Genomic DNA, 19,291 nt, shown 5'->3' with positions numbered 1-19,291 from the left:
GTCAGGCCTCATGGATCAGGAGCAGAAGTCCAGGGGCAGCCGGCGAGGGACGAACTGCCCCTTGCCCAGTTGCTCGGCGTCGCGCAGGGTGCGCCAGGTGTAGTCCAGGGCGCTGCGCACTGCACTTTGCAATTGCTCACCCAGCGCCAGTCGGCCCGCCAGGGCGCTGGCCAGGGTGCAACCGGAGCCATGGTAGCTCCCCGGCAGGCGTTCGCAGGTCCAGGTGTGCTGTTGACCGTCGCGGCTATAAAGGCGGTTATGGATTTGTGCCTCGTCACCGTGACCGCCGGTAATCAGAAGATGTCTACAGAACGGCAAAAGTTTCTCGGCGCATTCGTCCGCGGTGCCTTCGGGCAGTTCAGCCAGGATCCGGGCTTCGGGCAGGTTCGGCGTGGCGATGGTGGCCAGCGGCAGCAGGCGTTCGCGCAGCGCATAGCCGACTTCGTCCTTGCCCAGCCGGCCACCGCCACCGGCGCGCAGAACCGGATCGCAGACCAGTGGCAGGTGCGGATGGGCGGCCAGCAGTTCGGCGACGGTATCGACCATTTCGATCGAGCCGAGCATGCCGAGCTTGACCGCTGCTACGGTGGAGTCGGCCAGCACGGCGTTGGCCTGTGCCAGAACCCACTCGCGGTCCAGCACGCGGAAGTCGGAAACGTTGACGGTATCCTGCACGGTCAGGGCGGTCACGGCAGGTGCGGCGTGACAGCCTTGGGCGATCAGGGCTTCGATATCTGCCTGCAGGCCGGCGCCGCCACTGGGGTCGTGGCCGGAAAGACAGAGGACAACGGGGCGGGAGCTGTAGGTCATGTTCATGGTCGGCGAGCTTACCACCAAACCTGTGGGGGCGAATCGCCCTGCTGTTGGCTTTTGTTGATCAAGTGGTCAGATTTTTGTGTTTTGTATATCTGTAAGCATTGAGATAGAGCCTTTCCTTTAAAATTTGAAGTGGCTGATTGCCCTGTCCGAAGGCTATGCTAGAGTGCTCGGATAACTCGACAAATAGGCGCTGCCGGAATTCGTCGTCTCAAAGGGAAGGGAGGCCACCACGACGCGACTGGACAGGCCATGCTGGGGCTGTATGCGCTACTTGCTGATCATGCTTTTGGGCTGTGTGCCCCTGTTCGCCGGAGCGGTCGATTTCGACAGCGCCACCCGGTACCTTCCATTGGGTCAAGTCATGCAGGTCTTCGAAGACCGCGATGGCAGCGCCAGCATCACCCAGGTCAGTTCGCCGGCGTTCGCCAGCCGTTTCCGGCAGCATCGTGAGGATGTCCTGAACGCGGGCTATTCCACTTCGGTGTTCTGGCTGAAGATCGACCTGCGCAACATCAGCCCACCTACCGCACCTTCCCGTCAGTGGCTGCTGGAGTTGGCCTATCCACCGCTGGATCACCTGGATCTCTATCTGCCTGATGGCCATGGCAGTTATCGTCTGGTTCAGCGCACAGGCGATGCCTTACCCTATGCCAGCCGGCAGATCCGCCAGAACAACTATCTATTCGAGCTGCCTTTGAACCCAGGTCAGGCGACCACGGCCTACCTGCGTTTGCAAAGCCAGGGATCGATCCAGGCACCGGTGGCGTTATGGTCAACCGAGGCTTACATGGAAGAGCAGCCAACTCGCCTCTATGTACTGGGCATGATCTACGGCGTATTGCTGGTGATGCTGGTTTACAACCTCTTCATTTACCTCAGCGTCCGCGACGTCAGCTACCTGTATTACATCCTCTATATCGCCTCATTCGGGCTCTACCAAGTCTCGGTCAACGGCGCGGGTGTCGCTTATTTTTGGCCGGACAGCCCTTGGTGGGCCAATGCCGCCACGCCGTTGTTCATTGGTGCAGCGGGGCTGTTCGGCTGCCAGTTCGCCCGGCATTTCCTGCAATTAGGCAGCCTCAGCCGTGGCTTCGACCGGCTGTTGCTGGGATTGATGGCCGGTGGAGGGCTGGTCATGGTGCTGGCAGTCACCATGCCCTACGGCCTGGCTTTGCGCATGGCGACGCTGTTGGCGCTGCTGTTCACTGTAAGCATCTTCACCGCCGGGCTTTATGCCTGGTGGCATGGAGTACGGGTGGCGCGCTGGTTCATCATCGCCTGGACCGCGTTCCTCCTGGGCGGGCTGGTCAATACCTTGATGGTGCTCGGTTACCTGCCGAACGTATTCCTGACCATGTATGCCAGCCAACTGGGCTCGGCCTTGGAAGTGGCGTTGCTGTCCCTGGCTCTGGCCGATCGTATCAACAGCCTGCGCGAACAGCAGGCCCAGGCCTTGCGCGACACTGGCCGCACCCTGGAGCAGCTCAACCAGCAACTGGCCCGAAGCAACCGTCTGAAGGACGAGTTCCTGGCCACGGTCACCCATGAGCTGCGTACACCGATGAACGGCGTGATCGGCTCGCTGGAGCTGATGCACACCCTGCCGATGACGGCCGAGCACGCCCAGTATCACCGCACCGCCACAGGTTCCGCCCAGGACATGATGGCTATGGTCGACGACATCCTCGTGCTCACTGAGCTGCAGGCGGGGCGTCTGCGGCCCCATGCCGCGCCCTTCAGCCTGCGCCGGCAGTTGCAGGAGCTGCGGGCAGGCTTCGCCGGGCGTGCCCTGGGCAAAGGCCTGTACCTGAGCCTGGATATCCCAGCGGAGCTGCCCGACGAGCTGCTTGGCGATGCGCAGAAACTGCTGCGCTGCCTGGCCTGTCTGGTGGACAACGGCCTGAAATTCACTCACCAGGGCGGCGTGGTGATTCAGGTGCGGGGGCGCAGGCTCGGGCCAGACAACCTGGCGTTGACCTTCACCGTCAGCGACAGCGGCATTGGCTTCGACGACTTGGACCAGGCCATCCTCTACCAGCGCTTCTTCCAGGTCGATGGCTCGATGACCCGCCGTTATGGGGGGCTGGGCATCGGGTTGTCGATCTGCCGTCAGCTGGGCGAGCTGATCGGCGCCCGCTTGGCCCATGAGTCGACCCGCGGGCTGGGCAGCCGCTTCGAGCTGTCCTTGAACCTGTCCGTAGCCCAGGCGCAATGGCCGTCCGGCCGGTTGGCCTCGGGGGCAATGGGCGGTTAAGGACGGGCGAGTTAGTCGTTTTTGACACTTTGACTGACCTTCAAGGAGTGCTTCACTGGGGCTTTCAGGCATGACCGGATCCAGGGAGCCCCCGATGAACCTGCACCAGTTCGCTGAAACCCACGAAGTCACTAACCAGCCGCCGTCGCTCGACGGCGCCAACCTGTACCGCCTCGACCAGCCATTGCAGGAGTGGTCCCGGCGCTTCGGTGCCGGCTGGGCCGAGTCGCGGATCGACGCCTACGGTGCCTTGGCCGGCGGCCCACTGATGGCTGCGGGTTTTCTGGCCAATGCCCACAAACCGGAGTTCAGCAGTCATGACCGTTATGGTCACCGCATCGACCTGGTGACATTCCATCCGGCCTATCACGAGCTGATGCGCACGGCGGTCGAGCATGGATTGCCTTCTTTGCCCTGGGCCGAACCTCGTCCCGGCGCCCATGTCGCGCGCGCTTCGATGACCTACCTGCACAGCCAGGCAGAAGCAGGCACTGGCTGCCCCCTGACCATGACCTTCGCTGCGGTGCCGGCCTTGAGACTGCAGCCGGAGCTGGCCGAATACTGGTTGCCCAAAGTACTGGCGCGCGAGTACGACCCGCGAAACGTGGGCGACCGGCACAAAGCCGGGGTGACCCTCGGCATGGCCATGACCGAGAAGCAGGGCGGCACCGATGTGCGGGCCAACACCACCCGGGCCTATCCGGTCGGAGCCCCGGGCCCGGGCCAGGCGTACGAGCTGGTCGGCCACAAGTGGTTCTGCTCGGCACCAATGTGCGATGCCTTCCTGACGCTGGCCCAGACCGACAAGGGCTTGAGCTGCTTCCTGCTGCCACGCCACCGCCCCGACGACACGCACAATCAGTTCTATATCCAGCGTCTGAAGAACAAGCTCGGCAACTGCTCCAATGCTTCCAGCGAAGTGGAGTTTCGCGGCGCCCTGGCGTGGATGATCGGTGAAGAGGGGCGTGGAGTGCCGACCATCATCGAAATGGTGGCCATGACTCGTTTCGATTGCATGGTCGGCTCCAGCGCTTTGATGCGACAGGCGCTGACCCAGGCCGCGCACCATTGCGCCCATCGCAAGGTCGGTGGGCGCATGTTGAGCGAACAGCCATTGATGCAGAACGTGCTGGCCGACCTGGCATTGGAAAGCGAGGCGGCACTGGCGTTGAGCCTGCGCATGGGACAGGCGCTGGACCAACTGGACGATCCACAGCAGGCGCATTTTGCACGCCTGGTGACCGCCGTAGGTAAGTACTGGATCTGCAAACGTGCTCCGGGAATGATCAACGAAGCTGCCGAATGCCTGGGCGGTGCGGGCTACGTGGAGGACAGCATCCTGCCGCGCCTTTACCGCGAGGCACCGGTCAACTCCACGTGGGAGGGCTCGGGCAATGTGCAATGCCTGGATGTGCTGCGCGCTTTGTCCAAAGAGCCGGGCGTGCTCGACGCATTGTTCGCCGAACTTGGCGATGGCCACGGCGACCCGCGCCTGGCGGCGCATATCGGCAACCTGAAGGGCGCATTCGCCGATACCGGTGATATCCAGTACCGCGCCCGGCAACTGACTGAAGACATCGCCGTGGCCTTGCAGGCCAAGTTGTTGCTCGAAGCGGGCAATACGACGGTCAGTGACGCCTTCATCGCCAGCCGGTTGGGCGCGGGTGGGCGGGTCTATGGGGCATTGCCAAGGGGTGTCGATGCGCAGGCGTTGGTGGCGCGGGCGACGCCGGTCTGGTCGGCCTGAGGCGCCCTGTTCGCCGGCAGGCCCGCGCCCACAGGGACCCCGTGCGGACCAGGTAGGAGCAGGTGTGTCAGCGGTGAGGGCGAATACGATTGTCAAGGATGTAATTGCAACAGAAGGCAGGCAAGATGGAAGCCATGCATGTCAGAAGACAGGAAGACCAGCGTGAGCCAAGCGTTTGTAGTCGTTGATACACCTGAACAGGCCGTCGATCGTCTGGCGGCCTTGCATGAACAGGCCACCGGCGCCCTCAGCCAGGCCCTCAAGCGCTACCTCAAGGACCGCACCGAGCCGGACGACGACCAGCGGGCGCTGTTTCGTTATCCCGCCCTGCGCCTGACCTACTATAGCCATGGTGAAGTGGCCGCCACCACCCGGGCCTATGCCAAGGTGCAGGTGGCAGGTACCTACAGCGTCACCATCACTCAGCCGGCGGCGTTTCGCGGTTACCTGCTCGAGCAACTGCGACCGCTGATGCACGATTACACCGTGACCCTGGAAGTGGGCGTCAGCGAACAGAACATTCCTTACCCTTATGTGGTCGACCAAGGCGATGAGCTGGCCGGCAGTGGCATCACTGCCGCCGAGCTTGCGCGGGTCTTCCCAAGCACCGACCTGTCGGCGGCCACCGACAACATCGCCGACGGGTTGTGCGACTGGGGCAGCGCCGAAACCCTGCCACTGGCACTGTTCGATGCCGCCCGCGTGGACTTCTCCCTGCGACGCCTGGTGCATTACACCGGCAGCGACTGGCGGCATGTCCAACCGTGGATCCTGCTGACCAACTACCATCGCTACGTCGACCAATTCATCGGTCATGGCCTGGAGCAACTGCGTCAGGATTCGCGCTTCGTGCGTATGGTCCTGCCGGGCAATGTCATCATCGAAAAGGGCATGGACGACGACGAGACCCAGGCCTTGGTGGCCAGTGTGGTCTGGCACCGTTACCAGATGCCGGCTTATCACCTCATCGCTGCCGATGGCGATGGCATCACTTTGGTCAATATCGGCGTCGGCCCGTCCAATGCCAAGAACATCACCGATCACCTGGCCGTGCTACGCCCGCATTGCTGGCTGATGATCGGCCACTGCGGAGGCCTGCGCCAATCGCAGACCATCGGCGACTATGTGCTCGCCCACGCCTACATGCGTCGCGATGGCATTCTCGATCGGGTGGTGCCGCCGAATATCCCGATCCCGGCCCTGGCCGAAGTGCAGTTGGCACTGCAGGAGGCCGCGGCGCAGGTGACCGGCGAGCGTGGCGAGCAATTGAAAAAGCGCCTGCGCACCGGCACCGTGCTGACCTACGATGACCGCAACTGGGAGCTGCGCTGGGCCCAGGAGCGACCGCTGATCAACCTGTCCCGCGCCGTGGCGGTGGACATGGAGAGCGGCACGATCGCTGCCCAGGGGTATCGCCTGCGGGTGCCTTACGGCACCTTGCTGTGCGTTTCGGACAAACCGCTGCACAGCGAGATCAAGCTGCCGGGCTCGGCCAATGCCTTCTATAATCGTGCGGTCAGTCAACATCTTAAGATCGGCATCGCGGCCCTGGATTTGCTGCGTACCGAGCTCAATTCGCTGCACTCGCGTAAACTGCGCAGCTTCGATGAGCCGCCGTTCCGCTGAGGATCCATGTCCCTGCCACCCCGTTCCAAGCCGCGCCGTCCCCAGGCGCGGCCCACAGGTCCGCGCCGCCAGCCCAAGGCGCCGCCGGCCGAACCCCGCCTTATCCTGTTCAACAAACCCTTCGACGTGCTGACCCAGTTCAGCGATGGCGAGGGGCGCGCGACGCTCAAGGACTACATCGACATTCCTGGCATCTATCCGGCCGGGCGCCTGGACCGTGACAGCGAAGGCCTGCTGTTGTTGACCAATGACGGTCGGCTGCAAGCGCGCATCGCCGATCCCAAGCACAAGTTGCCCAAGACCTATTGGGTGCAGGTGGAAGGTGAGCCGAGCGAGGCGCAACTGCAGCAGTTGCGCGAGGGGGTCGAGCTCAACGATGGGCCGACACTGCCCGCCGAGGCCCGGTTGCTTGAGGAGCCAGTGCTTTGGCCGCGCAATCCACCGGTGCGGTTTCGCAAGAGCGTACCGACTCATTGGCTTGAGCTGGTGATTCGGGAAGGGCGCAACCGCCAGGTGCGACGCATGACGGCGGCAGTGGGGCTGCCCACGCTACGGTTGGTGCGGGTGAGGATCGGCGATTGGGCGCTGGATGGGCTGGAGCAAGGGTGCTGGCGGGAGGTTGCGCCGAAGCTACTTCGTTAGGCGGCTACTGCGCAGCCCATCACAGTCTCTGGCCAGCGCTCCTCCCCGTGCGGCTAGACCCCTTCGAGGAACCCTACCACCACGCTCTTGATGATGAAGGCCAGCACACCCAAGCCCAGGACGAAAAACAGAATCAAGGTGCCGAAGCGGCCTGCCTTGGACTTCTTTGCCAGGTCCCAGACGATGAATCCCATGAAACCGATCAGCACGGTCACCAGAACGATCATCATCCATTCTTCGAATACGGCGGGATCCATCAGTGTTCTCCAGGCAGGCTGAGCGCCGATTATAAGCGGGGCGGCAGGGGACGGTCAGCGCAGATGCGTCAACGGCAGTTCAGTGCTGGCCAGCACTTGGTTGAGCACGAAGCTCGAGCGCACGCTGGTGACGCCTTCGATGCGAGTCAGGCTGCCGAGCAGCAGTTTCTGGTAATGGTCCATATCCGGGACCACGACTTTCAGTTGATAGTCGGCATCCATCCCGGTGACCAGGCTGCATTCGAGCACCTGGGGCAAGTTGCGAATGGCGGCCTCGAAAGTCTCGAAGCGCTCGGGGGTGTGGCGGTCCATGCCGATCAGCACATAGGCGGTCAGGCTAAGGCCGAGCTTCTTGCGGTCCAGCAAGGCTACTTGGCGGGAGATGTAGCCGTCGTCTTCCAGTTGCTTGACCCGCCGTGAGCAAGGGGAGGGGGACAAGCCGATACGTTCGGCCAACTCCTGATTGGAGATGCGGGCGTCGCGCTGTAATTCGGCAAGGATGCTCAGGTCATAGCGGTCGAGCTTGCTCATGGAAATGGCCTTTTCTGTTCGGATTGCTGCGAATTATCAATCCAGGGTTAAAAATTGCGCAAGTGCTATTTATCTGAGCAATATTCGCAATCCTCTGCTCCGCCGCCTCCCGTATCGTTACCAACAGAATCACTGCCCGGACAACAGTCCACGGCGACCGGCCTCAGGAAGGCCGTCGCGGCCAGCCATCCAACAGGATCCGCCAGGCCCCCGGGCTACGCACCGTCCAGAAGACGATGTGAGGTGAGCCGACGCCACAAGCGCCGAGCACGGACGACAATTCCCAAAGGGAGGCCATGGCCTCCCTTTTTTCATGCCCGGAATCATCTGCATCTGCCCTCGCCGCGATAGACTGCATGCAGTTCCAATGCAGTTCTTACCATCGAGAGGGCAACATGAGGTCGCGCATCCGGCAATGGGCAGGTGTTGGTTTGCTGGGCCTGGGCATCAGCCTGGGCGCATGGGCCCAAGGGGCAGGCGAGGGGCAGGGCGCGCAGGACCCTAACGGCGCGACCATGGGCCGCTCGCCACTCAATTCGCGTGACGAGGTGCGCCAGACCCAGCCGCCGCGCCAGGGGTATTACCAGGACATCCCCCGGCGCAATGGCGGCTATCACTGGGAAGCGGGTGGGCCTGGGCAGCGTCCAGGTGGAGACTGGCCCGGGCGTCCCGACGGCCATGGCGATGGCTGGGGGCCTGGCCCGCAGTACCATCCCGGACACAGGATCGACCACTTCCCGGACCGTTATTGGAAGGTGCCCCATCAGGGGCAGGACTACTACTATTCCAGCGGCTACTGGTATCGCCCGCAAGGCGGCGCGTATGTGCTGGTAAGGCCACCCTATGGCGTGCGGGTCGGCTACCTGCCGGTCTACGCCCAGGAGGTCTGGTTCGATGGCACGTTGTTCTTCCAGGTCTCGAACACCTATTACCAATATCTGAGCGACAGCCAGGAATATGTGGTGGTCAATCCCCCCAACATCCTGCCCGCGCCGGGGCCGCAGTTGAGTACTGGATATGACGTGATCGCCCATCCGTTGTCCGGGCAAACGCCTCGGCAGCAGAACCAGGACCGTTATGAGTGTCATCGCCAGGCCGTGCAGCAGTCCGGTTTCGATCCGGCCGCGGCGGCCGTCGCGCCACCGGCCCATGTGGCCGATGCCTACCATCGGGTACTGGCCGATTGCCTCAGTGCCCGGGACTACAGCGTGAATTGAAGGCTGCGGACCTGATCGACGGGTTACACCGGATCGGCATGCACCATCACGTCCGCTCGCGGGTAACGCTGGCGGATGGCAGCTGATGCCTGCATGCACAATTCGTGGGCGTCATGCAGTTTCAGCTCGCCGGGAAGCTCCAAGTGAAGTTGGACGAACCAGCGGTTGCCCGATACTCGGGTGCGCAGGTCGTGGGCGCCTTTGACGCCGGGGATGGCGCAGACCAGTTCGAGCATGCGCTCGCCGATATCGGCCGGCAGTTCCTGGTCCATCAGGATCGCCGTGCTCTCGCGGGCGATCTGCACGGCGCTCCAGAGGATATACAGGGCGATCCCCAGACCGAACAAGGCATCCAGTTGTGGCCAGCCAAAGCGCGCCAGCATCAGAGCGAGCAGGATGCTGCCATTGAGCAGCAGATCGGAGCGGTAGTGCAGCGAGTCGGCGCGCACCGCGGTGGAGCCGGTGGCGCGGATGACCTTGCGCTGGAACGTGAGCAAGGCCAGGGTCAGGACAAGCGACAGCAGCATCACTGCGATGCCGGCAGCGGTATCGCCCAGCGGTTGCGGCGATTGCAGGCGATCGACTGCCTGCACGCCGATCAGCACCGCACTGACGCCTATGAACAGCGCCTGGGCCATGCCGGCCAGCGCCTCGGCCTTGCCATGGCCGAAGCGGTGATCGTCGTCGGCCGGGCGCAGGGCGTAGTGCACGGCCAGTAAGTTGAGGAAGGAGGCGACGGCGTCGAGGGCCGAGTCGGTCAGGCCGGCCAGCAGACTGACTGAATCACTCAGCCACCAGGCGACCGCCTTGCTCACGACGAGGATCGTGGCCACGGCCAGGGACGCGCGCGTGGCCAGGCGTAGCAGGCGTTGGTGTTCGGCGCTCGAAGTCATGCCGCAGGTGCGTTCCCTGGATCAGGCGGCCGGTACCAGGCCATAGGCGGCCAACTGCTCGACGCTGCCCCGGTGCTGGATCAGCCGAGGGTCGTTCAGCGGCAGGCGTTGGCCCAGTTCGCTTTCGAGGATAGCTTGCAGCTTGGCCTTGTCGACCTGGCCATCGGCATTGATGGCTGGTTTGAGCTTGACCGGGTCGATGTGGGCGGTGACGCCGGGCGGGTAATAGATGGCCCCGCTGGCGAAGTCGACGCCGAAGGCGATCAGGCCGGGGATGACATAGAACAGAAGACCCACAGCGTCGAGCGCGGCGATCACGGGGTCGATCTTACCTTCGATCTGGCCGCGCCGGTCGGGGTAGAACAGCGTGCCGCAAGCGGTCAGTTGGGTGAGCAGGGTGACGATGAGCGCGCCACCGATGACGCGGGTAGGGATGCGCATTGGGATCTCCGCAAAGTGACCAACGAGGACCAGGCCGGTCGCCTGGTCCTGATGTTTAAGACCATGATAAGGCAGGCTCGGTTCGCCGTTATACTCGGACGACTGTTCGAGGACCACCATGATTTCATTACCAATCGATGCCGTACTGCCCGCTCTGCGTCAAGCCCTGAGCGAGCGCGATGAGGCCGTACTCGAAGCCCCGCCCGGCGCCGGCAAGACCACCCGGGTACCCTTGGCCCTGCTCGATGAGCCCTGGCTGGCCGGGCAGACCATCCTGATGCTCGAACCCCGCCGTCTGGCGGCCCGGGCGGCGGCCGAGCGCCTGGCCAGCGAGCTGGGCGAAAAGGTCGGGGAGACTGTCGGCTACCGCATCCGCCTGGACAGCAAGATCGGGCCCGATACCCGCATCGAGGTCGTCACTGAAGGCATTCTTACCCGTCGCCTGCAGGCCGACCCTGCGCTGGAAGGGGTGGGTCTGCTGATCTTCGACGAGTTCCACGAGCGCAGCCTGGACGCCGACCTGGCCTTGGCGTTGAGCCTCAATGGCCGGGAACTGCTGCGCGACGAGCCGCCGCTGAAGATTCTACTGATGTCCGCCACCCTGGAAGGCGAGCGGCTGTCGCGCTTGCTCGACGATGCCCCGGTAGTGAGCAGCGAGGGGCGCATGCACCCTGTGGATGTTCGTTGGAGCAGGCCGTATCAGCCAGGCGAGTTCGTCGAGCCGCGGGTGGTCGATTGCGTGCTCCAGGCGCTGGCCGAACAGCCCGGCAGCCTGCTGGTGTTTCTGCCGGGGCAGGCCGAGATTCGGCGGGTCCATCAGTCGCTGCAAGAGGCATTGGGCGAACGCTCGGATGTGCTGCTGTGCCCATTGCATGGCGAACTCGAGCTCAATGCTCAGCGCGCCGCCATCGAGCCTGCGCCCAAGGGCCTGCGCAAGGTGGTGCTGGCCACCAACATCGCCGAGACCAGTCTCACCATCGACGGTGTACGCGTGGTCATCGACGCCGGTTTGGCGCGTGTTCCTCGGTTCGACCCCGGCAGCGGCATGACGCGTCTGGAGACCCAGCGCATTTCTCGCGCCAGCGCTACCCAGCGCGCCGGTCGAGCAGGGCGTCTGGAGCCTGGGGTGTGCTACCGGCTGTGGTCCGAGGCTCAGCACGATCAGTTGCCGGCCCACGGTAGCGCCGAGATCCTCCAGGCCGATCTGGCCGGTCTGGCCCTGCAACTGGCGCGCTGGGGTGTCTGGCCCGATCAGTTGCGTTGGCTGGATCCACCTCCGAGCGCTGCCCACGCCCAGGCCTGCGACCTGCTCGCCCGGTTGGGGGCGTTCAAGCCGGGCAGTCGCGAGAGCCTGAGCGAACACGGCCAGGCCATGGCTGAACTACCTGCGCACCCGCGCATTGCCCATCTGTTATTGCGTGGCCAGGCACTGGGCCTGGCCGACATGGCCTGCGATGTGGCCGCGCTGCTCGGTGAGCGCGACATCCTGCGCGGAGCAGGCGCCGACCTGCACAGCCGGTTGGCCCTGCTCAGCGGCGAGACTAAAGCGACCCGTGGTGGTCAGGGGGGCGTGCAGCGCGCCCGGCAATTGGCGCGCCAGTACCGGGGCCTGCTGCGCGGCATGCGGGGCGCTGCTGTCGTCGATGTCGATCACCCCCGCTGGTTGGGGGCATTGCTGGCGCTGGCCTATCCCGACCGGGTGGCCCAGCAGCGGCGCGAGGGTAGCGCCGAGTACCGATTGGCCAATGGACGCGCGGCGCTGTTCGCCGAGGTGGATGCGCTGATGAAGTGTCCCTGGCTGGTCATCGCGGACCTGGGCAGCCGTCAAGGGCAGCGCGAGGAGCGCATCTACCTGGCAGCTGAGTTCGATCCGGGCCTGTTCGAGGGGATGCTGGCCGAGCAGGTGGAGACACTCGATGTCCTGGACTGGGACGAACGCGAGCAGGTGCTGCGCGCCGAGCGCCAACGCAAGGTCGGCGAGCTTGTGCTCAGTCGCGAACCCTTGCCAGGGTTGGATGACGAGGCCCGCGCCAAGGCATTGCTGGGCCTGGTGCGACGCAAGGGTTTGAACCTGCTGAGCTGGACACCTGAACTGCGTCAATGGCAGGCGCGGGTCGCGCTGTTGCGTCAGTTGGACATCAACAAGGACGGCCACAGCGAGTGGCCCGATTTGAGTGACGAAGCCCTGCTTGCCAGCCTGGAAAGCTGGCTGCAGCCGTATTTGGGCAAGGTGTCTCGCCTCAGCCACTTCGCCCAGCTGGACCTGCCGTCGATCCTGCGCAACCTTTTGCCCTGGCCGCTTCCGCAGCGCCTGGAGGAGCTGGCCCCTGCGCACCTGACCGTGCCATCCGGCTCGAGCATTCGCCTGGACTACAGCGAGAACCCGCCGATTCTGGCCGTGCGCCTGCAGGAGTTGTTCGGCCTGGCCGATACGCCGCGCATCGCCCAAGGCCGTCAGCAGGTCAAACTGCACCTGCTGTCCCCGGCGCGCCGCCCGGTCCAGGTGACCCAGGATTTGGCCAACTTCTGGCGTACCACCTATGCCGAGGTGAAGAAGGACCTCAAAGGTCGCTATCCCAAGCATTATTGGCCCGACGACCCGCTCGTCGCCGAAGCCACGGCGAGGGCCAAGCCCAGAGGGACCTGATGCTTTCTTCGGTGGCCAGATGAGCCATTCATCCGGCTGTCACTGTTGCCGGGTGATGAGGAAAGTAGTGTCGTCTCCGTTCTGCGCGTTCAGGTAGATTTGATCACTGTGTACGAGTTTCACGGTGTGTCCCAGGTGATCACGGATTCGGCAACGTAGTGTGTCCGGAGTCCATTTCAGCGGCTCAAGTTTCAAAAGGTCCACCTTTGCATCGCCTCGGTAAAGGCCGAGATAGCCATTGCGGCTGATCTCAACTTGTCTGTTGCTGGTGCTGCCACTGCCCTTTATGCGTACGTAGAGGCGATTGGGAGTTTGAGAGTCGAATATGATCTTGAACGTTGTGGGCGTCCCCCCTCCACCAGCGATGAGCCAGCCTTCGCCGAGACTGGAACCTTCGCTCAGGTGTACGGGAGAGTATGGAGGACGATCTTGGATATCCGGTAGACCCTCAAAAGGGAATACCTTTTTCCAACGTTTGCTCCAACTGTCCCAGAATTTCGGAATCACATAACAGTGTATATGGGCATTGAAAGATCCAGCTGTTGCGATCCAGTTTGTGAGGTTGTCGGTCATGGAAAACTCCGCAGTTCTGTTGAGTAAGGGGCTTATGGCTCACGAACAGAACACTAACCAGGCGTCGAGCCTGGGCGAAGTTGGAGGCTTTTCCGTGCTTTAACGCTCAGAAGCCTGAGGCAACCCAGGATGGTTTACTGATCGACAGGCGGCACTTTCAGGATGGCCATGAGCGGCAGATGGTTTGAGATCTGCAGCGTGTCCTGTCGCAGTACCTGGGCCTGGATGCGCTGAAGGCGAGGGCTGTGAAGTACATAGTCGAGGGTGCGGTCAGGACCGTTGACTGCCGGGTCGTTGGGGTAGTGGGTGAGCCAGGCGGCGCGCTCGGCACCGCTGGCTTCGGCGTTGCTGGGAATCATCGGGTACTTGTCCCACAACAGGTGCAGGTCGCTGTCGGCCGGGTAGTTGCCGCGCTGTGCCGGCGGCAGGCGACGGTACTGCCCCAGGGGCAGTAGGTTGAGGTCGCCGCCGATCAGCCAGGGCGTGCCTTGGCTTTCCAGGCGATCAAGCACCTTGGCCAGATGCTCTACCTGTCGGCGTTGCAAGTCGCTGCCGGGCTGGTAGGGCGAGAGCCGGGTGTTGAGCACCGCCAGGCGTCCCCCGTCAGCCAGCGGCAGGTAGCTGACCAGCAGTGCCGGCTGGGGGCGTTGCAGGCGGGTCAGGGCATTGCTCGCCGCGTTGGGCAACTGCAGGCGCTCGGCCTTTTCGATCGGGTAACGGCTGAGGGTGGCCAGGGTGCGGCCAACACTGCCGAAGATATGCCGGTCAGGCACGAAATCGGCTTTCCACTCGTAGGTCTGGACGGTGCAGGGGTAGAGGTCGGCCAAGCGTTCACGCAGCAGCGCCAACTGGTCCTGGTAGCCGGTGGCCTTGGCGTTGTTGTCCAGCTCCTGCAACAGGATGACATCCGGCGTTTCGGCACGGATCACGCGGGTGACTTCGTCGAGATTGAAGGCGAGGTCTTCTGCGCTGGGGCGGGTGTCGCTGCCCTGCCCTTGGTCGTACCAGAACACGTAGCGCTTGCCGGCCAGGTATTGCACGTTCCAGGTCATGACCTTCAGGGGCTGGCCAGGTTGCAGCGACCGGGGGCTGCCTTGGCAGGCGATCGGCAGCGGTTCGCGGGGGGAAGGTTGCCAGCCCAGGTAGTCGGCGAGCAGCCAGAGCAGGGGCAACAGCAAGAGCAGGGAGAGCAAGACGTTGCGCAGTAGTCGGATCATCGGCTCGGCTTGTCGGTGCAGGTCGCGCCAGCATAACCGAGCCGTTCGTCGGTCGGCCAGCTTACGACGTTCGTACGACCAAGAACTCGAGGATGTTCCCTTTGTTGACCGTCAGGTGGTGAGGCGAGCTTGCCAGCACTTTCACTTGCTGGCCCTGATGGTCACGAATGCGACAGTGAAGGGTGTTTTCGCTCCAGGCCAGAGGTTCGACCTTCCAGAAGTCGTCGATGTTCGAATACGTGTAGAGGCCCAGGTAACCGTTGCGGCTGATACCCAGTTTTCGGTTCCGGTCGCTGTCGAGCGAAAGCATGAAATTCAACCGGTTCAGGGTCTGGGAGTGATAGTGGAAACGCAGCGTCATGGCTGTCTGCGCGGGGTTCAACCTGAGCCAGCCGTCGTCTGTCGTCCCCTGTTGAAGGGCGCCGGTGCTGCCTAGCGGGGCATAGAACCGGGAGAGATGGCTGACGGGGATCTTCTGGGCGCCATTGAGCGCGAAGAGATGGGCCGAGAAGGAGCGTTCGTCCGCCCAGCTCGGTATAGCAGTGTTGTCGCTCATGCGTTCATCCTCTGAGTGTGGATTGCCAACCCCTGTCCATCGACAGGGGCTGGGTCACTCTAGAGGTCCGCTGATTGAGCAGCAGATCGAAGTCGTTCCCTGAGAGGACTCACTCGTTGAGGCCTCAGGCGAGCGCGTCATTCTCCAGCAGCATGAACAGGCGGTACAGCACCACGCTGCTGAACAGTTGCAGGAAACCGCTGAGGCTATCCAGTGCCAGTTGCACGCCCGGCTGCGGCTCGGGGAAGGCCATCAGCAGCAAGCCGTCGAGCAGCCACAGCGGTGCCAGAACTGCAACGACACAGACCAAGATGTGCATGAAATGCCCGGTGGTCATCCTGGCGCTTTCGCGCATGGCCTGAACCACTGGCAGGCCACGCAAGACCAGCAGGTACTCGGCGAACACCAGATTGATCATGATCCACACGCCCGGGAAGATGAACAGCGCAAGGCCCGCCATGATCAGCAGCGAGCTGATCAGGATCAGCAGCGCCAGCGATGGCCACAGCTGCACGGCGCGGGCGAACAGGTTGCGCTTGGCGATGTCCTGGCCGTTGCTGCGGGTATCCATGTAGAGGATCAATGCGGCGCTGTACAGCGGGTAGAACAGCAGGCTGACCAGCATGCCGTAGCCCGCCGAGGCCTGGTCGCCCAACTGGCGATACAGCAGTTGGGTACACAAGGCCTCGAGGATCACCAGCGGCAGGCACAGTTGAAGAATGCTCACCAGGTGGCGGCGGAAGAAATACAAGGAGTCGCGCAGAACGCTCAGCGGATTCATCGGGTCAACATCGCATGGCAGAAAAAGCAGGGCGTAACTTTAGCCCAGTCCACCCCTGGCTGAAAAAAGTTTCACTGTTTTGTCGATTGAATCCCCGGCCGGCGAGCCCCATCTTTGACGCTATCCGATGTATTGCCCAGCGCACGAGGTAGCTCCATGAACACTGAAGAACAAACCCTGATCGACGGCCTGTTCAGTCGCATCAAGCAAGCCGAGGACGCAGGCCAGGCCCGTGATCCCCAGGCCCAGGCGCGTATCGAGGAGCACCTGCGACAGCAGCCGGCAGCGGCCTATTACATGGCCCAGGCGATCCTGGTCCAGGAGGCGGCGATCAAGCGCCTGGATGAGCAGAACAAACAGCTCGAGGCCGAACTCAAGCAAGCCAAGGCGCAAGCCGAGGCCAGCCGAAGCGGCAGTACGGGCGGCGGCTTTCTCTCGAGCTTGTTTGGCTCCGGCTCCCGTGAACCTGTACCCGCGCCGCAGCCACAGCGTCAGGCCGCACCGGCGGCTCCTGCCGGCGGTTGGCGTGAACCCTCGGCCCAGGGCTTCGCCCAGCCACAAGCGCAGCCGGGTTTCAATGCCGCACCAGCCCGCAGTGGGGCCAGCAGTTTCCTTGGCGGCGCCATGCAGACCGCCGCGGGCGTGGCCGGTGGCGTGTTGCTGGCGCAAGGTATCAGCAGCCTGTTCAACCATCATTCCCAGCCTGAGGAGGTGGTCGAGGTGATCAAGGAGGAGCCAGCCCCGGCCAGCGACAGCAGCGGCTGGAACGACCAGCATAGCCAGCAGCAGGTGGCCGACAATGGCTACGATCAGGGCGGCTTCATGGACAGCGACTACGGTAGCGATGGCGGTGGCTTCTTCTCCGACGACGACACCTTCATCTGAGGCCTCTGGCATACTGGCTGCACTTGGGGGCGCACACGGCGCCCCTTTCGCGAAACGAGGCCGATCCCATGGGCAGTCTTCGTTACCCGCGCAACTGCCAGAGAGGTCATGGTGAAGAAGATCGCGCTGTTCGCCGATGTGCAGAACCTCTACTACACCGTGCGCCAGGTGCATGGCTGTCATTTCAACTACGCCGCGCTGTGGGCTGATGTCAGCAGCCAGGGGCAAATCGTCGAGGCGGTGGCCTATGCCATAGACCGCGGCGACAGCAAGCAGCAACAGTTCCAGCAGATCCTGCGCAATCTCGGCTTCGAGGTACGCCTCAAGCCCTTCATCCAGCGCAGCGACGGTTCGGCAAAGGGCGACTGGGACGTGGGCATCACACTCGATGTGATCGATGCCGCCAGCCGTGTCGACCAGGTGGTGCTGGCCTCCGGCGATGGCGACTTCGATCTGCTGATGGAACGGGCCAGCCAACGTCATGGTGTCGAGACGGTGGTCTATGGGGTGCCTGGGCTTACCGCGTTGTCGCTGATCCGGGCGGCCAGCCGATATGTACCGATCGAGGGGCGCCTGCTGTTGCGCCATTGAGGCAGACAGGCTGGAACGCCTCAGGGCTTCCTGCCGTTGCCCTCCAGATGGTCGAGCGGCACTCGCCGCTCGACTGCACTGGACAGGATGATCGATGTCTTGGTGAACCCCAGCTGCGATACCTGGTTGATTAGCGCCTCCAGCTCGTTCATCGACGCTACCGCCGCTTGCATGATCACGCAGGGGTCACCGGTGACGCGATGGCATTCGGTGAGCTGCGGGATGCGGGTCAGCGCATCGTATGCCTGTTGGGTGCCGTGGCTGGCCAAGCGCAGTTCGATCACGCATTGGATCGGCAGGCCGATTTTCTCCAGATCCACCTTGGCGGCATAGCCGGTGATCACCCCACTGGCTTCCAGCTTGGCGACTCGCTCGGCTACGGCGGGTGCTGAAAGGTTCACTTGGCGCGCCAGTTGCGCGTAGGTGGCCCGGCCGTTTTCCAGCAAGGCAGCAAGGAGCATGCGGTCGTACTTGTCCATGAATGATTCCAGTGTGCTTTGCAATCGATGGTAAATCCCCTGCATAACCATGCATTGCAAAGTGTTTCGGTCATTTAAAGCCGTTTTGTAACTTAAATTTGCGGTGGCGCCTTCCTAAACTAAGTCACCCGTAAACGGATTTCGAGTATTTTCCCATGCCTGCCTCCCGTCGCTTCCCGTTGTTGCTCATTGGTGCCTTTTTGGCCTTGTACTTGGTCTGGGGCTCGACCTACCTGTTCATCCGTATCGGTGTGGAGTCCTGGCCGCCGATGCTCATGGCTGGGGTACGTTTCGTCATTGCGGGCAGCCTGCTGTACGGGTTCTTGCGTTGGCGGGGTGTGCCGGCGCCGACCTGGCCACAATGGCGGGCGGCCGGGGCGATCGGTTTTTTGCTGCTCAGTTGCGGCAATGGTGGCGTGACGTTGGCCGAGCATGCCGGTGTGGCATCGGGCGTCGCCGCCCTGGCGGTGGCCACTGTGCCGCTGTTCACCCTGGTGTTTGGCCTGTTGTTCGGTCATCGCAATTCGCGGCTTGAATGGGCGGGCATTGCCCTGGGCCTGGTGGGCATCGGCATGCTCAACATGGGCTCGAACCTGCAGGCCAGCCCCATGGGCGCGGCGCTGATTCTGTTCGCGGCCGCGGCCTGGGCCTTTGGTTCGGTGTGGAGCAAGACCCTGCCCTTGCCCCAGGGTGCGATGGCCAGTGCCGCTGAGATGCTCGTTGGCGGTGCCGCCTTGTTGATCGGCAGCGCGCTCAGTGGCGAGCGCCTGACCCAGATGCCGACCGCAGCCGGTTGGGGCGCGCTGGCGTACCTGGTGTTCTTTGGCTCGATCCTGGCCTTCAGTTCCTACATGTACCTGCTCAAGCACGTGCGCCCGGCCGCAGCCACCAGCTATGCCTACGTCAACCCGGCGGTGGCGGTGCTGCTGGGGATCATCTTTGCAGGCGAGCGCATCGGCGCCGAGGAGTGCGTGGCCATGGCGGTGATCATCGGCGCGGTGGTGCTGATTGGCTTGCCGCAATGGCGCAAGGCGCCCGAGCCGCCGGCGCCGCTCAAAGAGCAGGTGTGCAAGTAACCTCGCGGTATCGTGAGCGCGGCAATGCGACCACAGGGGCAGCGTTGGTTGCGGTAAAC

The 19,291-nt window shown here is 63.3% G+C and carries 19 protein-coding genes; 9 read left to right on the top strand and 10 right to left on the bottom strand.

What is annotated here, in order from left to right:
• Positions 1-15: 15 nt before the first annotated feature.
• Positions 16-816: a hydroxymethylpyrimidine/phosphomethylpyrimidine kinase gene (locus DQ397_RS18065; protein WP_043211219.1), complete on the bottom strand. Its 801-nt coding sequence runs from the start codon at positions 814-816 to the stop codon at positions 16-18.
• A 265-nt stretch (positions 817-1,081) separates the two neighbouring features.
• Here DQ397_RS18065 and DQ397_RS18060 point away from each other — a divergent pair, with 265 nt between their 5' ends.
• From DQ397_RS18060 to DQ397_RS18045, 4 genes are all read left to right on the top strand, one after another.
• The gene (locus DQ397_RS18060; RefSeq protein ID WP_043211220.1) at positions 1,082-3,073 is read left to right on the top strand and encodes a hybrid sensor histidine kinase/response regulator; all 1,992 of its coding nucleotides are present in this window, start codon (positions 1,082-1,084) and stop codon (positions 3,071-3,073) included.
• 94 nt (positions 3,074-3,167) lie between these two features.
• Positions 3,168-4,820, top strand: a complete 1,653-nt coding sequence (locus DQ397_RS18055; RefSeq protein ID WP_043211221.1) for an acyl-CoA dehydrogenase family protein — start codon at positions 3,168-3,170, stop codon at positions 4,818-4,820.
• Positions 4,821-4,958: 138 nt separating this feature from the next.
• A complete protein-coding gene (gene amn / locus DQ397_RS18050) occupies positions 4,959-6,446 on the top strand; it encodes an AMP nucleosidase (RefSeq protein ID WP_167358127.1) in 1,488 nt (495 codons plus the stop codon).
• 6 nt (positions 6,447-6,452) lie between these two features.
• Positions 6,453-7,088: a pseudouridine synthase gene (locus tag DQ397_RS18045; protein ID WP_043211222.1), complete on the top strand. Its 636-nt coding sequence runs from the start codon at positions 6,453-6,455 to the stop codon at positions 7,086-7,088.
• Positions 7,089-7,141: 53 nt separating this feature from the next.
• Here the strand turns inward: DQ397_RS18045 and DQ397_RS18040 are convergent, their stop codons facing one another.
• Both DQ397_RS18040 and DQ397_RS18035 read right to left on the bottom strand, forming a co-directional pair.
• Positions 7,142-7,345, bottom strand: coding sequence for a DUF2788 domain-containing protein (locus tag DQ397_RS18040; RefSeq protein WP_023378567.1), 204 nt, complete (start codon positions 7,343-7,345; stop codon positions 7,142-7,144).
• 54 nt (positions 7,346-7,399) lie between these two features.
• Complete coding sequence (locus DQ397_RS18035; RefSeq protein ID WP_003249795.1) at positions 7,400-7,876, bottom strand: Lrp/AsnC family transcriptional regulator; 477 nt, start codon at positions 7,874-7,876, stop codon at positions 7,400-7,402.
• A gap of 395 nt (positions 7,877-8,271) precedes the next feature.
• On the opposite strand from DQ397_RS18035, the gene DQ397_RS18030 reads away from it, so the two are divergent.
• Positions 8,272-9,093 (top strand): DUF6515 family protein, encoded by an 822-nt coding sequence (locus tag DQ397_RS18030; protein ID WP_043211223.1) that lies wholly within the window; start codon positions 8,272-8,274, stop codon positions 9,091-9,093.
• A 23-nt stretch (positions 9,094-9,116) separates the two neighbouring features.
• Here the strand turns inward: DQ397_RS18030 and DQ397_RS18025 are convergent, their stop codons facing one another.
• Together DQ397_RS18025 and DQ397_RS18020 are read right to left on the bottom strand one after the other, a co-directional pair.
• Positions 9,117-9,986, bottom strand: coding sequence for a cation diffusion facilitator family transporter (locus DQ397_RS18025; RefSeq protein ID WP_043211224.1), 870 nt, complete (start codon positions 9,984-9,986; stop codon positions 9,117-9,119).
• A gap of 21 nt (positions 9,987-10,007) precedes the next feature.
• Complete coding sequence (locus DQ397_RS18020; protein ID WP_043211235.1) at positions 10,008-10,427, bottom strand: hypothetical protein; 420 nt, start codon at positions 10,425-10,427, stop codon at positions 10,008-10,010.
• Between the two features lie 118 nt (positions 10,428-10,545).
• Here DQ397_RS18020 and hrpB point away from each other — a divergent pair, with 118 nt between their 5' ends.
• Positions 10,546-13,074, top strand: coding sequence for an ATP-dependent helicase HrpB (gene hrpB, locus DQ397_RS18015; protein ID WP_043211225.1), 2,529 nt, complete (start codon positions 10,546-10,548; stop codon positions 13,072-13,074).
• Between the two features lie 39 nt (positions 13,075-13,113).
• Here the strand turns inward: hrpB and DQ397_RS18010 are convergent, their stop codons facing one another.
• The 4 genes from DQ397_RS18010 to DQ397_RS17995 all read right to left on the bottom strand — a co-directional run bounded on the left by DQ397_RS18010 (position 13,114) and on the right by DQ397_RS17995 (position 16,201).
• Complete coding sequence (locus tag DQ397_RS18010) at positions 13,114-13,647, bottom strand: hypothetical protein (RefSeq protein ID WP_052352459.1); 534 nt, start codon at positions 13,645-13,647, stop codon at positions 13,114-13,116.
• Positions 13,648-13,781: 134 nt separating this feature from the next.
• Positions 13,782-14,864: an endonuclease/exonuclease/phosphatase family protein gene (locus DQ397_RS18005; RefSeq protein ID WP_043211226.1), complete on the bottom strand. Its 1,083-nt coding sequence runs from the start codon at positions 14,862-14,864 to the stop codon at positions 13,782-13,784.
• A gap of 61 nt (positions 14,865-14,925) precedes the next feature.
• Positions 14,926-15,420: a hypothetical protein gene (locus DQ397_RS18000; RefSeq protein ID WP_052352460.1), complete on the bottom strand. Its 495-nt coding sequence runs from the start codon at positions 15,418-15,420 to the stop codon at positions 14,926-14,928.
• Between the two features lie 124 nt (positions 15,421-15,544).
• Positions 15,545-16,201 (bottom strand): YciC family protein, encoded by a 657-nt coding sequence (locus DQ397_RS17995; RefSeq protein ID WP_043211227.1) that lies wholly within the window; start codon positions 16,199-16,201, stop codon positions 15,545-15,547.
• Between the two features lie 156 nt (positions 16,202-16,357).
• On the opposite strand from DQ397_RS17995, the gene DQ397_RS17990 reads away from it, so the two are divergent.
• Positions 16,358-17,086, top strand: coding sequence for a DUF2076 domain-containing protein (locus DQ397_RS17990; protein ID WP_043211228.1), 729 nt, complete (start codon positions 16,358-16,360; stop codon positions 17,084-17,086).
• A gap of 108 nt (positions 17,087-17,194) precedes the next feature.
• Positions 17,195-17,677 carry an NYN domain-containing protein gene (locus DQ397_RS17985; RefSeq protein ID WP_177343708.1) on the top strand — a complete coding sequence of 161 codons (483 nt, stop codon included), beginning with the start codon at positions 17,195-17,197 and terminating at the stop codon, positions 17,675-17,677.
• 20 nt (positions 17,678-17,697) lie between these two features.
• On the opposite strand, the gene DQ397_RS17980 is transcribed toward DQ397_RS17985, so the two are convergent.
• On the bottom strand, positions 17,698-18,156 hold the full coding sequence (locus tag DQ397_RS17980; protein ID WP_043211229.1) for an Lrp/AsnC family transcriptional regulator: 459 nt from the start codon (positions 18,154-18,156) through the stop codon (positions 17,698-17,700).
• Between the two features lie 155 nt (positions 18,157-18,311).
• On the opposite strand from DQ397_RS17980, the gene yedA reads away from it, so the two are divergent.
• On the top strand, positions 18,312-19,232 hold the full coding sequence (gene yedA / locus DQ397_RS17975; RefSeq protein ID WP_043211230.1) for a drug/metabolite exporter YedA: 921 nt from the start codon (positions 18,312-18,314) through the stop codon (positions 19,230-19,232).
• The last annotated feature ends 59 nt before the right edge of the window (positions 19,233-19,291 follow it).

This window comes from Pseudomonas sp. CK-NBRI-02 (assembly GCF_008124495.1).
Taxonomy (GTDB): domain Bacteria; phylum Pseudomonadota; class Gammaproteobacteria; order Pseudomonadales; family Pseudomonadaceae; genus Aquipseudomonas; species Aquipseudomonas guariconensis.
This window is presented reverse-complemented; position numbering and strand designations above follow the sequence as displayed.

Bases quoted from the DNA above. Each gene is read 5' to 3' on its own strand.
- DQ397_RS18065 (WP_043211219.1), bottom strand. From the start codon at position 816: ATGAACATGACCTACAGCTCCCGCCCCGTTGTCCTCTGTCTTTCCGGC.
- DQ397_RS18060 (WP_043211220.1), top strand. From the start codon at position 1,082: ATGCGCTACTTGCTGATCATGCTTTTGGGCTGTGTGCCCCTGTTCGCC.
- DQ397_RS18055 (WP_043211221.1), top strand. From the start codon at position 3,168: ATGAACCTGCACCAGTTCGCTGAAACCCACGAAGTCACTAACCAGCCG.
- amn (WP_167358127.1), top strand. From the start codon at position 4,959: ATGTCAGAAGACAGGAAGACCAGCGTGAGCCAAGCGTTTGTAGTCGTT.
- DQ397_RS18045 (WP_043211222.1), top strand. From the start codon at position 6,453: ATGTCCCTGCCACCCCGTTCCAAGCCGCGCCGTCCCCAGGCGCGGCCC.
- DQ397_RS18040 (WP_023378567.1), bottom strand. From the start codon at position 7,345: ATGGATCCCGCCGTATTCGAAGAATGGATGATGATCGTTCTGGTGACC.
- DQ397_RS18035 (WP_003249795.1), bottom strand. From the start codon at position 7,876: ATGAGCAAGCTCGACCGCTATGACCTGAGCATCCTTGCCGAATTACAG.
- DQ397_RS18030 (WP_043211223.1), top strand. From the start codon at position 8,272: ATGAGGTCGCGCATCCGGCAATGGGCAGGTGTTGGTTTGCTGGGCCTG.
- DQ397_RS18025 (WP_043211224.1), bottom strand. From the start codon at position 9,986: ATGACTTCGAGCGCCGAACACCAACGCCTGCTACGCCTGGCCACGCGC.
- DQ397_RS18020 (WP_043211235.1), bottom strand. From the start codon at position 10,427: ATGCGCATCCCTACCCGCGTCATCGGTGGCGCGCTCATCGTCACCCTG.
- hrpB (WP_043211225.1), top strand. From the start codon at position 10,546: ATGATTTCATTACCAATCGATGCCGTACTGCCCGCTCTGCGTCAAGCC.
- DQ397_RS18010 (WP_052352459.1), bottom strand. From the start codon at position 13,647: ATGACCGACAACCTCACAAACTGGATCGCAACAGCTGGATCTTTCAAT.
- DQ397_RS18005 (WP_043211226.1), bottom strand. From the start codon at position 14,864: ATGATCCGACTACTGCGCAACGTCTTGCTCTCCCTGCTCTTGCTGTTG.
- DQ397_RS18000 (WP_052352460.1), bottom strand. From the start codon at position 15,420: ATGAGCGACAACACTGCTATACCGAGCTGGGCGGACGAACGCTCCTTC.
- DQ397_RS17995 (WP_043211227.1), bottom strand. From the start codon at position 16,201: ATGAATCCGCTGAGCGTTCTGCGCGACTCCTTGTATTTCTTCCGCCGC.
- DQ397_RS17990 (WP_043211228.1), top strand. From the start codon at position 16,358: ATGAACACTGAAGAACAAACCCTGATCGACGGCCTGTTCAGTCGCATC.
- DQ397_RS17985 (WP_177343708.1), top strand. From the start codon at position 17,195: ATGGTGAAGAAGATCGCGCTGTTCGCCGATGTGCAGAACCTCTACTAC.
- DQ397_RS17980 (WP_043211229.1), bottom strand. From the start codon at position 18,156: ATGGACAAGTACGACCGCATGCTCCTTGCTGCCTTGCTGGAAAACGGC.
- yedA (WP_043211230.1), top strand. From the start codon at position 18,312: ATGCCTGCCTCCCGTCGCTTCCCGTTGTTGCTCATTGGTGCCTTTTTG.